Genomic DNA, 15,925 nt, shown 5'->3' on the forward strand with positions numbered 1-15,925 from the left:
CCCCCTACTATTCCTCAACTGATGAGAAGTATTTTTGTACGATTTGATTTAATTCACCAGGGAGTTGTAATCGCTCTGTCGTTTGCATATACGACTTCTTATAATTATCTGTTACTTCTTTATAAGAGCGAACAGATCCCTTTGCGATTTTCCCATTATTGCTTTCTTGAATAGATGTTGGATCACCATCTTTCAGTTTGCCTGCATCAGTTGTTGTTTTTCCCTTTTCTCCGATTCGCTTTGGTACAGCTACTAAACTACGATTTCCTGTACCTATTCCTGCCCCTGCAGAAGGTCCGTAACCAGAACCTCTTCCATTTCCAGAACCATTACCTGCTCCATTCCCTTGTTTATTACTACCACTACCCGATCCACCGGTACTTTTGTTGCCATTGCTTTTTCCCTGTCCTTGGCTTTGTCCTTGGTTATTAGCTGAGCCTTGACTATTTCCTTGTGAAGAAGAGGAAGAATTGTTTTGAGCAGGATTTTGGCTATTGTTAGCGGGATTATTTGAATTTAATTGTGTTGGTGAACTACTATTCTGAACCATCGATTGATTGGATTGTGCAGACTGATTAAGAGCAATCTGTAAATTCGGACTTATGGGGGTTCCCGAATTACTTAATGCGTTTTGCGTCTGTAAAGCTTTTTTAGAAAGAGAAGCGGTTGCTTGTTGTAAGTCTCTTAATTGATGTTGCTCCTCTTTTGATAAACTTTCCCCATTCGCAGCCTTTTTATCTTCTAACTTTTGCTTTTGAAGCTCTAATTCTTTTTGTTTTTTCACGACTGCTTGTAATGCTGTTTCCGTCGTTTTCGCTTTTTTTAACTCATTTTGAAGCTCTTCTATTGCTTTCTTTGTTTCTTTTGTTTCTGCTTTTTTCTTCATATTTTCAACTGCCTTTTTAACCTCTGCTGTCATAAGTTTTTCTTCTTTTACATTATTTGCTGTTTGCTGTGCAGTAGAGGGGAATAAAGACAATAAAGCTATACCTAAAATTATTGTTATACTACCAATGAGCGTATTCGTAAGCCATAAACTTTTTTTACGTTTCTGGTAGTTGACTAATGCATGTGGGGCTATTTTCTCTGTTAGTATTACCAATTGTTTTGCCAAGTGAGATTCCAAATCTTCTATCGAATAGACAGTACGCAATAGATTATCAGGAAAATAGTTATCTAAAGCATTTAAGGATTGTTTTTTAGATGGGCGTTTCCACCATAAATAGATAGCTGCTATAAAAAGAGTTATAGCAGCTATTCCCAATGCAATTTCTTTATAAAAAGGAAGGACAAAAAAGCGAGATACAAGCATTATGACAAATGCGAACAATAATGCGTAGGCAATCATACGCTGACTGTATTTAAAAAAATATTCAAACAGCATACTACTCCGGGCTTTTCGAACCGCTTTTGACATTTGACTACGATTACTCATTTGTCACACTCCTTATTTTTTCTTTTTCATATTTACACGAAGCTTTTTCACTGAAATAAAAAGACAAATAACTGTAATAGCTATATAAAAGATTAAATAGCCTGCCCATACTGGAAAATGTATTTTTGTCAATTCAAAAAGTGAATCTGACGTTTCTGGTGATATTAATGTCAACATTAAAGCAATTGGATTAATAGTTGCCCAAAAATGTGAAATAGGTGCTGGATTTTTTAATGGCAATGATCCAGGGGAGCTTTCTATCGTACTAATCCCAATCATAAAGAAAAATGCGGTTATCCCCGTCAAAAATAACATAGCACCATATGTGGTAATCATCGAAATTATCGTTTTGCGAATTAATGTTGAAAACATAACACCGATACTTGCAATTGCTAACATCGTTACAATCAAAAATGCAAAAATAATAAGTAATTGTCCAGGAGAAATACCACCGAATAGGAAAGCTAAACTATAAAGTGGTAATCCAGCAATAAGCAGTAATAGTAAAAAGACAATCGACGAACTCATTTTGCCAAAAATGATTTGAAAAGAGCTTTGAGAAGATGTCAATAAAATATTCAACGTTTGTTTTTCACGCTCTGTACTTATTGCCCCAGCTGTTAATCCTGGTGTGATAAACAAGATCAACGCCATCTGTACATATGTCAGCAAACCGAATAGAATTACACTTTGTTGTGGGTTAATAAAACCGCTCCCAGTAAAATTCGTTGACATAAAGATGAAACCAAACACGAAGACACTTAACACAAGTAAATAAAACAGAATTCCCGCAAAGCTTTTAAAAGAACGGAACCGTAGCTTCAATTCCTTTATTAGTACTGGATTGTTAAATGCTGATCTCATTCCTTTTCTACCTCCTCCGTAATCGCCATGAAAACATCTTCTAAATCTTTTTCATCCTCTGCAAAGGATAAAATCGGCACTTCATGTTGTACGATTTGCTTCAATAATTTCATCTGATCCTCATCAGATCCATTAAAGCGGAAGTTCAATTTATTTTCTGTTATTTCGATCGATGATACAAAAGGATATTCCTCAAGGAATTGTTTAGCTAAGTTCATATCATATTCAGCTTGATATTTCGCCGTAATAAATCGTTCTCCCATAAGCTGCGCTTGTATCTCAGCTACAGAACCATGCGCAATAAGTTTCCCTTGTTCGATAACTCCTATTTCATCACACATTTCCGCAAGCTCCGGAAGAATATGTGAGGAGATTAAAATGGTTTTACCCATCTCCTTTAGCTGTTTCAAAATATCTCTCATTTCTACTCGTGCTCTTGGATCAAGACCAGATGCGGGTTCATCCAATATTAAAACCTTCGGATCATGAATCAATGTTCTTGCTAGACATAAACGTTGTTTCATCCCCCTTGATAACACATCAACATAGTCATATCTTTTATGAGATAGATTTACAAGTTCTAGCAATTGAGGGATAAGTTTAGCTCTTTGCTCAGCAGGAATTCCATAACTCGAACCAAAAAAGTCTAAGTACTCCTCTGCTTTCAATTGATCATAAACACCGAAAAAGTCAGGCATATAACCAATTAGTTTACGGATATATTCAGGATTTTGTGTAACACTGATGCCGTCTATTAATGCTTCCCCTGCTGTTGGTTGCAATAATGTTGAAAGTATAGAGAACGTTGTAGACTTACCTGCACCATTCGCGCCAACAAAACCAAAAACAGTTCCCTCATTAATTGTGAGGTCAAGCCCTTGTAATGCGTAAAAGGAGCCGTATTTCTTCGTTAATCCTTTTATCTCTATCATGACTTCACCTCCCCTTTTAGTTGTAATGTAGGAATTGTCGTTCTTTGATCATCAGACATTTTACGCTCTAATTTAAATTTTACTTCTCCATCATCCGATATATAATCTTCAATATTCTTGGTTAACGTAAAACGTCCATCATTAATTGGCTCATAAGTTGATGTCTTTTCATTAAAAATTTGAAGTAGTACATTTTTAGTATCTGTATTAGCCATTTGTAATTCTGTCCATACGAACTTCTTATTTTGAAGCATGTTGGGAATAGTCCATATAAATTCATATGTTCCTTGATCAATAAACCATATCGAACTATTTTCTGAAGATCGATCAGCATACCCTGCATTTGAAATAGAATTTATGTCGAAGCTCATTGAATTCGCAGGTAAAACAAATTCTCCAGTTAAATTTGTTTTTGGACTAAAGCTTTGAACGACTAAATTAACGGCTGACATATCAGCTTTACCACTTTTCAAAGAAATTGGTGTAATGGAATTGTCTATCCAACCAACAAGTGCAGGTTCTTCTGTATTCTCGACTAGTTCATAAACAGATTCTTTTAACATTTGCTTGCGATTATTCATAATATCATCTTTCGCTTTTACTGCATTTGAATAATTCGTTAAAATTGGCATCGCTGGTAATAACAATGCACCATTAATTGTTTGCGTGACTTTAAGCGTTTGTTTTGGCTTCATAGTGCCTAACTTTAACCATTGGCTACCACACCAAATCGATACATCCTTTACTGTATAAGGTAAGTTATTTGTCACACTGCCTTTTAACACACGGTTCTCTACTTCTAAATCTATATGAAAGCTTCCCACATTGGGTATTTGTGTCTGACCAGCTATTGTTGATACAGACCAATATCGATTGTTGCGTAAGGTTACTTCTTTATCATTTTGGAATTGCTCAATAACACCTTGTTTGTGGATGGAACCCACATCAAAATTACTTAGCAAGGTTGCCGTGCTGTTTGGTGATACCGTAAACGTAAAATCACCACTACGATTGGTTAACAACGAATTCATATAATAGCCTGTTAAACTATCATCTTGATTGATTTTATAAATAGCAGATTGTTGTATTTGCGGTTTTGCTAAACGATCCTTCGCACCATAAGCAAATACTAAAATCGAAACGAAAAGTGAAAGTGCTGGAATAATCCACCAAGCAAACTCTCTTTTGTCTTTCTTTTTAAGAACAAAATACAAAAGTGGCCCTACGATGAAAATATAAATAATAATAACGATAACTAAAAGCATAGTTGATACTTGAAAAGTAGGGAATAATTCATTCCATTGCTTATCACCCTCAATAAAACTCATTTTAGCGCCTGAGCTGTTATTAACTGCACTAATAGGAATAACTTTTTGTAGTAACTGATTGTAATCTTTCTCAGCGGAAAGTGGCTCATCACCTAAAGAAAAGGATGTTTGAATAATTTGTCCATTTCCGAGATCTCGCTTTGCAGCTAAAATATTATGATTAACTTCTAATATTGTTTTTGCTTGATCCACTTTCTTTGCTTGATAAGCTGTAAATACATTAGAAAACTTCGTATGTTTTATCGTTTTTTGAATATCTTTTGGTGAAATAGTTGTAGTTTCATTGCTTAATAGTAAAGGTAAATAATTTTCGAATATTCCGATTTCCCCATCCAGATTATCAGAAGCTCCGATGACAATCGTTCCCCCTAATTTAACCCACTCTAAAAGGGATTGCTGTTCTTCTTCTTTCAATGATGCAATAGAATATTCATCAACAACCACAACATTAGCCATTGACCAACCATTAGCAGTTGTTGGAATCAGATCTTGTTTTAATTGACCAAGATGAATAATTTCTGCAGGATTCGAACTATTCGATTGTATTTTTGTAAGTGCTGATAAGCGATCAACACTATTTGTAAAAGTTAAAACAAATATTCCATCTCTTTCATGCATTTGTGGCCTGATCTCATCATCGCCTGTAAAACTAATTTCATTTCCTTTTTTCCAGCCACCTTTATAAATATGAATTGTTTTGTTTGAGCCATTATTACCTCCGTGTTGATTTATGTAATAATCGAGCATTAATTTGATCGTTTTTGTCTCATTAGCACCTATTTCTAAAGGAACTACTACTCCCATACCCCCAGAATAACCTTGCTGATTATCAATCACTATATCTCCAGAAAATGCATCGCCACTGTTAGTAACTGTGAGCAATACAGGTAATCCCATCGTATCTTTATATTTATTATCCAAGCCAGCACTTACTTTTACATCCAATTTTGTTTTAGCTGCAGCATCTAACGTGAAGGTTGGCAATATGCTTATAAATAAGATCAAACACGAAAAGATTATTGATAGCCTCTTCTTCAAAAAAATAACCTCCTTTTTCTCTCTTTGATACTATTACGATTTTCCAACAAATAAAGTTCCTTATTTGTAAAAAATGATAAAATATTACATAAAATGATATAAAAAAGAGCCAAAGGCATTCAATTACGCCTTTAACTCTATTCTCTTATTCTGGATTACACACCATAATGACGTAAAAAATGTTCAACAAAACGAACATTTACATCAATTAAATCCTCATCCGGTTTAATAGATGCATGATGCAAACCAAATTCCGTATTAGCACCGCCCCAGAACATAGCACCAGGAATTTCTTTTAAGAAGAAACCAAAGTCTTCACCTGTCATTGCAGGTGGACATTCATAAGGCATAACACCTGGAGTTTCCTCTGCACTTGCTAATAATGCCTTCGCACATTGCTCTTGGTTATACACTTGATAGTATGATGAACCATAGTCTATTTCTACTTTGCACTCATAAGCAATTTCAGTTGCTTTACATAGTGCTTCAATGCGTTTTTTTATTAGAGCCATTGCGTCTGCTGACATCGTGCGAACTGTGCCTTCTAATCGTGCATTTTCTGCAATGACATTTTGCACATAACCTGAAGTCATTTTACCGATTGTAATAACACCACTATCTAATGGATTTAAATTACGACTAATAATTGATTGTAATTGAATCATTAGGTTCGCGGCTGCTACTGTCATATCCTTTGTATTATGAGGATAAGCAGCATGTCCTCCTACACCATGAAGGTCGATAAATAACTCAGATGTATTAGCAAATAACATTCCTGGTCTAGTTGCCACTGTTCCAACTGGATATTCTGGTGCAATATGCATTGCAAAAATATAGTTAGGAAGCAAATCAGGACGATCCTTCTGCATCCATTCAAGCATCGGCTTCGCACCGCCAGGACCTTCCTCGGCAGGTTGGAAATAGATGATGATTGTATTTTCTGGCTGCTGTTTTGAGAAGGCTTCCACTAATCCAAGTGCTATCGTCATATGGAAATCATGACCACATGCATGCATAAAACCAGGATGTTCTGATGCATAAGGTAATCCTGTATTTTCAGCGATCGGCAATGCATCAATATCCGTACGCCACCCAACTTTCAATTGTGGATTCGTACCTACAATAGTTACAATAATGCCTGTTTTCCATGTATCAATTTTGAAATAGGGTTTCCATAACTCTTCAATCACATTAAGTAAATACTTATGCGTCTTTTCCTCATGAAAGCCAATCTCAGGAATTTTATGTAAATCCCTTCTAATTTCCAATAAAGACTTCATCGTTCAACACCTCTTATAATTGACGAAGGTCTTGCATAATTTCTGTTTTAGATTTTGTTTTTTCATCGATTTCTTTAATCACTCTTGCTGGAGCTCCGACTACTACAGTATATGGAGGTACGTCTTTTGTAACGATGGCACCTGCTGCTACAACAGCACCTTCCCCAACTCGGCAACCTTCTAAAACTACTGCATTTGCACCAATCATAACATTGTCTTCAATTACTACTGGATCAGCGCTTGGTGGCTCAATAACACCTGCAAGAACTGCACCTGCGCCAATATGGCAATCTTTACCTACAGTAGCACGCCCTCCTAAAACAGCGTTCATATCAATCATCGAACGATCTCCGATTTCAGCACCAATATTAATAACACTTCCCATCATAATAACAACATTGTTACCAATTGTTACTTGATCACGAATAATCGCACCTGGTTCAATACGTGAATTAATTCCTTTTAAATCTAAAGTTGGCACTGCTGAATTACGGCGATCATTTTCGATCACATAATCTTCAATAACATCTTTATGAGCTTCTAATGTTTTTTGCACTTCTACCCATTCACCAAATACAACAACAGAATTGCCTTCTCCAAAAACCTTGCTTCCTTCTCCAAATGCTAATGAAGAAACATTGTTACCCTTAATATAAACTTTTACAGGTGTGGCTTTCTTAGCATTTGCTAAATATGAAATAATTTCTTGTGCGTTTAATTTTTGCATTCGACAATTCCTCCTATTTATATAGAAATATGCCCCTATTGTACACGAAAAATGAGAATATTTCATTTATTTTTTTGAATAATCATACAAACACTCTGCATGTTTTTTCACAAGTTCCACAAAAGCAGCCACTTGTCTTAACTCAAATGACGATTCATAACCAATTAGCCATGTATCACGTGTTAGCTCAAATTCTTCCTCATTATTGGTTAATGGAATCGTATTAACGTCTTCTTGTCCACTCAATGTAATTGAAGGCAAAATTGCATAGCCTATTCCATTTAGCGCCATTTGTTTACAAGTCTCAATTTGGTCTACTGTAATTTGATGACGTGGATTTGAAGAAAAATGGCGTTGCCACCATTGTTGAATTTCCTGATAATAATTTGAATCGCTTTTAAATTGAATAAATGGTCTATCAGTATTAAAAACGTCGTCAACAGAAGTAATTTCCTTATCCACTAGATACAATGTATCTCTGAAAAGATGCTGTTTTGCACCCTTCCAATCTGTATGTCCACGCACAATTCCAACATGTGCTTCACCATCATAAAGTGATTTTACAATTTCAGAACTCCAACCTGTGATTAGCGAAATTTTCGCATCTGGATATTGAGTCACAAAATCCTTTAGTACTTTAGGTAACCATGTATGTCCAACAATAGATGCACATGCAATTTTAAGAGTCCCATGTACTTTTGAGTTCAACGATTGAATTGATTCGTATATTTCTTCCTTTTTTGTTATCATCTCAACCGCAAATTGAATGACAAGTTCTCCGGCTGGTGTAGCTGTTAGTCCTTTTTGGGATCGTATAAAAAGTTGCGCTCCCCAATCCTTTTCTATGGATTGTAAGCGTTGAGATAATGCGGGCTGAGACAAAAATAACCGCTCTGCTGCTTTACGCATATTTCCTTCTTCAGAAAGCACTTTGATGATTTGAGCTTCTGTTGTATTCATGCAAAGAACCTCCTCTTATTCTAAAAAACCATATTCTTATCTTCATACAGATGATAGCATTTTTCAATACTTACATTCTAGTAAGTTTATTTAGCTTTATTGAATAACCATTTCTATAGCGCCAAATAAAAAAGGCCCAAATCAAATCTGGACCTTCTTTCAAACTATGATATTACGCATTGAATTGATAGATATGTTTTTTTAACTGTTTTAGGATTACACGTCTCGTCATAATACCAACAAATCTTTCCTCATCGTCTACTACACATAAAAATGCATGGTTAATGACTAAATCTAATGCTTTTTGGAATTTATCGTTGATATTTAGCGTAGCTACTTTTGTTTCCATAATATCGTTTACTTTTATGTTGTCTAATTTTTCGTATTCAATATGGTCGAGCCCTAATATAGATTCTGTAATCATACGCATACTAAGTAAACCCTCGAGACGATACCCGGCATCGAGTACGGGAATAGAAGAATAACCGGTTTTTGTAAGCACAAGTAAGGCATGCTCAGCATTATTTCCTAATTGTACATGTGCAACTTTTTCTGAAGATATGATTAAATCAGCAATCGGCATTTCAAGAAAATCTCTACTAGTCATAGAAATCATAGGTTCTACTCCTTCACTTCACTTGTTCAAAATTGAACAATAAACTACAACTTCATCTTACCATATTTTATTCAAAGATTTCCATTATTGCACTTGAAAGCATTTTCATTTTCACAATTTTCATCAAAAGTTGCCATGCATAAAGAGTTATTATCTATAAAATAAAATGTAGTAAATCATTACAATCCCCATAAAAAGGCCAGCGATTCCATACATCCAGAAAATCGGATTTAATATGTTCGGATTATTTTCAACTGTTTCTGAATAGGATTCATCATGTGTTCCTTCTTGAACCTCTTGATTCTTTGCAACTCGCATTGTAAAAATTAACGAGACCACACAGATCAGTAATCCAACAAAAATTAAAGGCCAAGTCCATACTCCCATAGAAAACCCTCTTTCTTTTTTTTATAGTATGACACGGTTATATATCGTTTATTCATTTAAAATGAATGGTGTTATCTATAAAAAAAGAGCCCTTAAAAGAGTGAGGGCTCTGAAAAACAATTTTATCCTTTTTTTATAATACAAATCTCTATAACTTGAAGTGGAATCAGCTTTGCTTTCCGGAGGTAAAGATTGCTCCTGCATCGCTTTGCTAGCTTCGTCGCAGAAAATTCTTCTTGCTCATACTGAGCAAAAAGAATTTTAGCTGAACCCAATTGATTAAAAATTGAAACACAAAATATTATTATGAACATACTTCCATTCAGAAACTGTTCCAGCGTCTTCTAAAAGAACCCATTTCTTCAGTTCATTAATGGAATTGTTTTCATTAGTTCGCATAATGGTAAGGGTTTACTAAATAAAAATCCTTGTGCTTTTTTACATTGATGGTCTTTTAAAAAACCTACATGTTCCTCTTTTTCAACACCTTCAGCAATCACATCTAAACCGAGACTATGTGCGAGGTGAATAATTGTTTTTGCAATGGCGCGGTCTTTTTCATCTGTATCCATATCTCTAATAAATGATTGATCAATTTTAATAATATCGATAGGATATCTTTTAATATAGCTTAATGAAGAATAGCCTGTGCCGAAATCATCGATTGAAATAATCAATCCCATGCTCTTTAGCTGTTTCAAAATGATCATTGTATCTTCAGCATCTGTCATTGAGCTTTCAGTAATTTCAAGCTCTAACATTTCAGGTTTTACATCATATCTATTTAAATATTGGAGAATTTTTGAAGCTAATTTATCTTCTCGGAATTGTTTTGGAGAAATATTAACAGCTATTCTGACATTTGTAATATTTTGCTTTTTCCATTCTCCTAGTTGTTTACACGCTTGCTCTAATACCCAATCTCCAATTTCTATAATCAATCCTGAATCTTCTGCTATTGGAATAAACTTATCGGGTGATACAAATCCAAATTTAGGATTTTGCCATCTAAGTAAAGCTTCAAAACTCGTAATTTTCTCTGTCTCCAAATCAATTTGCGGCTGATAATAGACGATTAGTTCCTCTTTTTCTATAGCTCTACGTAAATGTGCTTCCATAAGTGCAGTATTTCGAAATTGATCTTCCATTTCATTTTGATAGAAACGATATCCTGAACGACCTCTCTCTTTTACATAAAAAAGAGCCTGATTGGATTTTCGAAGCAGCTCTTCCACACAATCACCATCATTCGGAAAGCATGCAATACCGATTGAAGCCGAAATAGATAATTCTAAGTCACCAATATTAATTGGTTCTTTTAACAGGTCTATAATTTGTATAGCTATTGATTGTATCTGTTCCTTAGTAGTATTTTGCACAACAAAAATAAAATGATCACCATTTAGTTTATAAAGATAACTACTGTCATTTATGATATATGAAATACGCTTTGTGGCTTCGCTTAAAATAATATCCCCTACAGAAGAACCATAATTTTCATTAACTTTTTTAAAACGATCCAAATCAATTGAAAGTACTGCTACTTTTTGCTTTTGACGCTTAGCCTCTTGGATTACATCTGGAAAATGCTCATTGAGAGCCTTATTATTCCATGCACCTGTTAATTGATCATGGTAAGACAAATAAGTAACACTTATATTCTTATCATTGTATGGTGTTATATCACGAAATAAAAGGAGAATTTTAATAACATTTTGATTTTCTATAATGGGAATACTCTTAGCAAAAATTACTACAGTTTTCCCTTCAATCGTTTTAATACCACAATCCGCTAATTCAAGTGGCTTTTTCAATGAAACAGTCTCTTTAATTAGTTTTTGTATTTTATCTTTTGAAAATATCGATACAAATTCATATAAAGACTTGCCAGTTATATATGATTCCTTGTAGCCGAATTTTGCCTTCGCAGCTTGGTTACTGTTTAAAATAGTACCATCTTCATCAATTGTGACAATAGAATCTAGATTTTGTTCTAACAAGGAAATAAATGATGAATCCTGGTGCTTCTTATGTATTGTGCATAAATAGAAAGTGTCATGTCCATCTTTCCCTACCAATATACTGATTTTGTGATTACTATCAAAATTTATCTTCATTTCATCATGAGGCTGTATTAACATAGGTTTTAACGCCAACCAAATGTCGTTTGGCAAATAGCTCTCTGCTAATTGAGTGTCTTCATGGAAATACCCAAACTCTTTTTGGCAATTTTCATTTGCAAAAAAAACATTAAATAGATCTCCTATTCGGAGTATCATAAAAGTAATGACAGAAGGCTCAAATTCACTAAAATAATTAGCAATTTTTTTCAAAGATATCAGGTCTAAAGTTGTTCTCTTCATGTATTACCTCCAATGAAAACATGTACTATATGACTATCATAATAGATTTAGCTTAAAATTTATATAAAAAATAAGAATTAATTGAATAAAACACGAATTGAAAACTTTCTAATAATATACCTTATTCAGATTGATACTAGCTTCCTTCAGGAAAGCATTCCTCAACCCTTTGAAGAAAGGAACGACGCTTAGGGTTGAGAATGTTTGACTGATATATCTGAACTAGCGTCTGCCGCTTTTTATTCTTCATCTGTCAATATACGAAATGATTCTTTTAAAAAGATCTCTTGACTATTAATCCATTGTTCAGATACCTTCTTACCTTTGTAATGATACACACCATCTGTCCCTTGAACACGAGCCTTTACATTATCACGTAATTCTGTTTTCATAATTTTCAAAACACGCTTTTTAATTTCTGTATCGAAAATCGGGAATAAGATTTCGACACGTTTGACCATATTACGTGTCATCATATCAGCAGAAGAAAGATATAATCTATTTTCTCCATTATGATTGAACCAATAAATTCGAGAATGTTCTAAGAAACGACCAACGATACTTGTTACTTTAATATTCTCACTAATTCCAGGTACCCCTGGACGTAAACAGCATATACCACGGATGATCAATTCGATTTTAACACCCGCAATTGATGCTTCGTACATTTTCATGATTAACTCTTTATCTGTTAAAGAATTCATCTTTGCACGTATATGACCTTTACCGTATTTTTTGTGACAAATAATTTCTTCATTGATTAGTTTGATGAACTCACTTCGAATATCATATGGTGATACGACTAAATGGTGGAAATTAGGCTTTTCTGTATATCCACTTAAATAATTAAAAAAGTTTGTTGCATCAATTCCAATTTTTTTATTTGTTGTGATGATCCCCATATCTGTATAAATTTTCGCTGTAGCATCATTATAATTTCCTGTACCTAAATGTACGAAACGCTCAATCCGACCTTGGCGTTTACGTACAACAAGCGTAATTTTAGAATGTGTTTTTAAATTATGCATACCGTAGATAACCAAACATCCCGCTTGTTCTAACTCTTTTGCCCAATGTACATTGTTTTCTTCATCAAATCGTGCTTTTAACTCAACTAGAACCGTTACTTGTTTACCATTTTCAGCAGCTTGCTTTAATGCCTGAATAACAGGCGAATTGCCACTTACACGATATAGAGTCTGCTTAATCGCGAGTACAGTTGGATCTTCCGATGCTTCTGTTACAAAATCAACAATCGGTGCAAAAGATTCATATGGATGATGGAAGAACAAATCTTGCGTTAAAGCTTTTTCAAATAAGTCTTCATCTGATTCTAAATCTAGTGGTGCTTGTGGTATAAAAGTTTCATATTCCAAATGTTCTCTACCTTCAACAATCATCTTACAAAATGAGAATAGGAACGTTAAATCTAATGGGCAATCCAAACTATAAACATCTGCTTCCCAATCTTCTAACACCTTTAATAGATACTGCAATACATCTTCATCCATCTCACCTGAGCGAACTTCAATACGACTAACAGCACCCCATTTACGCTTTTTCAACTCTTTTTCAATCTCAACAAGAAGATCACGGGCACCCTCTTCATGAATCGTTAAGTCTGCATTACGTGTCAAACGAAATGATTGTGCAGATTTCACTTTATAGCCCCAAAATAATTTATCAATATTTGCACTTATCACATCTTCCAATAAAACACCTCGAATTTCATTACTAGCAGATGGAATCCGAATAAAACGATCCAATACAGAAGGAACTTGAACTATCGCAATTTTTTCACGGAATTCTGGTTCTGCATTCTTTTGTTCTAGATGTACTATGATATTCATTGTTTTACTAAGTAGTGTTGGAAAAGGACGGTATGCATCCACTGCAACAGGCGTTAATACAGGAAAAATAATTTCTTCAAAATATTCATTTAAAAACGTATTTTGTTCTTTATTGAGACTATTTGTTTTTTGTAAGAAAACCTTTTCTTTTGGCAACTGTTTAAGTACTAAATCTTTAAAAACCTCTGTTTGACGGGCAACAAGTGCTTGTGAACGTTCTAAAATATGAGCCAGTTGTTCCTTTGGCGTCAAACCTGACTTATTTTCTGGCTTATGGAAACCAGCTCTAACTTGATCTTGAATACCCGCAACCCTTACCATGAAGAATTCATCTAAATTTGAACTAAAGATAGCTAAAAACTTCAAACGCTCTATTAATGGGTTGCTGATATCTTCAGCCTCTTGTAAAACACGTTCATTAAATGCCAACCAACTGAGTTCACGATTATTGTAGTACTGTGGTTTAGCAATTTCTTCTAGATTTATTTTTGTAGCTTCCATCTTTTAGCCTTCCTTTTCTATGAAGTGTAAAGTAACATCCCCTGGAAACAATCTGTCTATATGCTTTTTCTGACGGTATACTTTATACTTTTCTGCTAATGCATTTCCCCTTGAGTAAATATGGACCATTATTCCTTGTCCTTTTTGTTCAATTTCAATATTTTCTACTATTTTTCGCTTTGATGCATCAAGTGCATAGGCAAACTTTAGTAAGGCACCTATCCCCTGTATTTGCTTTAACTCTTCTTTTGTGAACCATTCAACAAATGGCTCAACATATCTTTTAAAGTCATCTTTGTTTTTATATGATGCCAATAATGCTAATCGCACTCTCTCTTTATGACCTAAACCGTCTATTGATCGATTTGACAGTAAATAGAATGTATGTTGGCTTGCAGCATCAGCTTCGATATATTCCCCTAGATAGAATAATTTCGCAGCTTGCAACATCATTGCTAAATCAGCATCCGTATATTGTAATGCATCATGCTTGCAAAACTCACGATATACTTCTTCACAAAGTCTCACAAAATATTCATTTTGTTCTTCAGATTTCCCAAATTCTTGCGCTAGAAAGTCGACGTTAGATTCAAGAACATGGTACTTATCAAAGGTCGTTGGATTCTCTTTTAATATTTTTTCTATAACAAGCCCTTCCCTAAGACCTTTTCGACTAAATTGGAAAATTGGACTTTGCACAACGTCCATTAATGCTTGAAAAACCTCTAGTACAGGCGCAATAATATCCGCTCTATCACTGGACAAGCCATCAAGTTGTTTTAATTCTTCAAAGCTTAATTCTGCAATTTCTAAACGGATTATATCAAAATCTTCTTTCGTCATTTTATACTGATGTATCCCTGAAATCGGATAATTTTTTTTACGCTGATCCATTTTCGCCATATTACGTGCACTTCCACCAATACCAATGACAGGTAATGTAAGCCCTTCTAACCAGCTTAAAGATAAAAACTGTTCTTTCGCAAACTGATAAATCTGTTTTCTTTCTTCAATTGTTAACGTATCACTTTTCATAAATTGCTGCTTTAGTGATACAGAACCGAATGGGAAACTGTATGATTCAACTAAATCTTTATTGTTAAAATATGTGATTTCAGTACTCCCTCCACCCATATCAATTGTCACAGCCGATGGTGTTGCTATTGTATGGACAACTGCGAAATAGCCATAGAATGCCTCTTGTTCTTCAGATAATAATTTAATTTCAATACCTATCTCTTTTTTCATTTTCTCTAAAATTTCCTGACCATTAGCTGCCTGACGAATAGCTGCAGTTGCAGTTGCTAGTACATCATTTATACCATAGTCATGTAGCATCTCTAGAAAAGTGGCCAGAATATTTTGCAACTTCAAAATTCCCGGGTCTGATAATTTCCCATTAGGTAGAATATAATTCCTTAATCGAGCGACAACTTTAATATTTTCAATTTCTTTCATCCCACGTTTTAAATCGTATTTGTACAGCACCAGTCTAATAGTATTAGATCCAATATCAATGATTGCTGTTTTAAAATTTCTCACTAATGTCACATCCTCTTCTTTTCAACACTCGCTATATACAATGAATTATAATATTGGTATCATAGTATATTATAGATTGAATGGTCAGAATTTTCCCTCACA

At 34.4% G+C, this 15,925-nt stretch carries 12 protein-coding genes; all 12 read right to left on the minus strand.

Annotated features, from left to right (window positions below; all coding sequences use genetic code 11):
- Positions 1–7 precede the first annotated feature (7 nt).
- The gene (locus ACIQ4I_RS07065) at positions 8–1,435 is read right to left on the minus strand and encodes a hypothetical protein (protein ID WP_403094441.1); all 1,428 of its coding nucleotides are present in this window, start codon (positions 1,433–1,435) and stop codon (positions 8–10) included.
- Positions 1,436–1,447: 12 nt separating this feature from the next.
- Positions 1,448–2,299, minus strand: a complete 852-nt coding sequence (locus ACIQ4I_RS07070) for an ABC transporter permease (RefSeq protein WP_403094443.1) — start codon at positions 2,297–2,299, stop codon at positions 1,448–1,450.
- Positions 2,296–3,231: an ABC transporter ATP-binding protein gene (locus ACIQ4I_RS07075; RefSeq protein WP_403094446.1), complete on the minus strand. Its 936-nt coding sequence runs from the start codon at positions 3,229–3,231 to the stop codon at positions 2,296–2,298. Before ACIQ4I_RS07075 ends, ACIQ4I_RS07070 begins: the two co-directional genes overlap by 4 nt.
- Positions 3,228–5,597 (minus strand): hypothetical protein, encoded by a 2,370-nt coding sequence (locus ACIQ4I_RS07080; protein ID WP_403094448.1) that lies wholly within the window; start codon positions 5,595–5,597, stop codon positions 3,228–3,230. The genes ACIQ4I_RS07075 and ACIQ4I_RS07080 overlap by 4 nt, the downstream gene beginning before the upstream one ends.
- A 155-nt stretch (positions 5,598–5,752) precedes the next feature.
- A complete protein-coding gene (locus tag ACIQ4I_RS07085; protein WP_403094451.1) occupies positions 5,753–6,877 on the minus strand; it encodes an N-acetyldiaminopimelate deacetylase in 1,125 nt (374 codons plus the stop codon).
- 13 nt (positions 6,878–6,890) lie between these two features.
- Positions 6,891–7,604 carry a 2,3,4,5-tetrahydropyridine-2,6-dicarboxylate N-acetyltransferase gene (gene dapD, locus ACIQ4I_RS07090; protein ID WP_403094453.1) on the minus strand — a complete coding sequence of 238 codons (714 nt, stop codon included), beginning with the start codon at positions 7,602–7,604 and terminating at the stop codon, positions 6,891–6,893.
- A gap of 66 nt (positions 7,605–7,670) precedes the next feature.
- Positions 7,671–8,564, minus strand: coding sequence for a transcriptional regulator CcpC (locus ACIQ4I_RS07095; RefSeq protein WP_403094455.1), 894 nt, complete (start codon positions 8,562–8,564; stop codon positions 7,671–7,673).
- A 172-nt stretch (positions 8,565–8,736) separates the two neighbouring features.
- Positions 8,737–9,180, minus strand: a complete 444-nt coding sequence (cbpB, locus tag ACIQ4I_RS07100) for a cyclic-di-AMP-binding protein CbpB (protein WP_403094458.1) — start codon at positions 9,178–9,180, stop codon at positions 8,737–8,739.
- Between the two features lie 150 nt (positions 9,181–9,330).
- Positions 9,331–9,567: a short-chain dehydrogenase gene (locus tag ACIQ4I_RS07105; protein ID WP_403094460.1), complete on the minus strand. Its 237-nt coding sequence runs from the start codon at positions 9,565–9,567 to the stop codon at positions 9,331–9,333.
- Between the two features lie 362 nt (positions 9,568–9,929).
- Positions 9,930–11,930, minus strand: a complete 2,001-nt coding sequence (locus ACIQ4I_RS07110; RefSeq protein ID WP_403094463.1) for an EAL domain-containing protein — start codon at positions 11,928–11,930, stop codon at positions 9,930–9,932.
- Between the two features lie 239 nt (positions 11,931–12,169).
- A complete protein-coding gene (locus tag ACIQ4I_RS07115; RefSeq protein WP_403094466.1) occupies positions 12,170–14,281 on the minus strand; it encodes an RNA degradosome polyphosphate kinase in 2,112 nt (703 codons plus the stop codon).
- A gap of 3 nt (positions 14,282–14,284) precedes the next feature.
- The gene (locus ACIQ4I_RS07120) at positions 14,285–15,823 is read right to left on the minus strand and encodes a Ppx/GppA phosphatase family protein (RefSeq protein ID WP_403094468.1); all 1,539 of its coding nucleotides are present in this window, start codon (positions 15,821–15,823) and stop codon (positions 14,285–14,287) included.
- Between the last annotated feature and the right edge of the window lie 102 nt (positions 15,824–15,925).

The organism is Rummeliibacillus sp. NPDC094406 (assembly GCF_044763875.1).
Taxonomy (GTDB): Bacteria; Bacillota; Bacilli; order Bacillales_A; family Planococcaceae; genus Rummeliibacillus.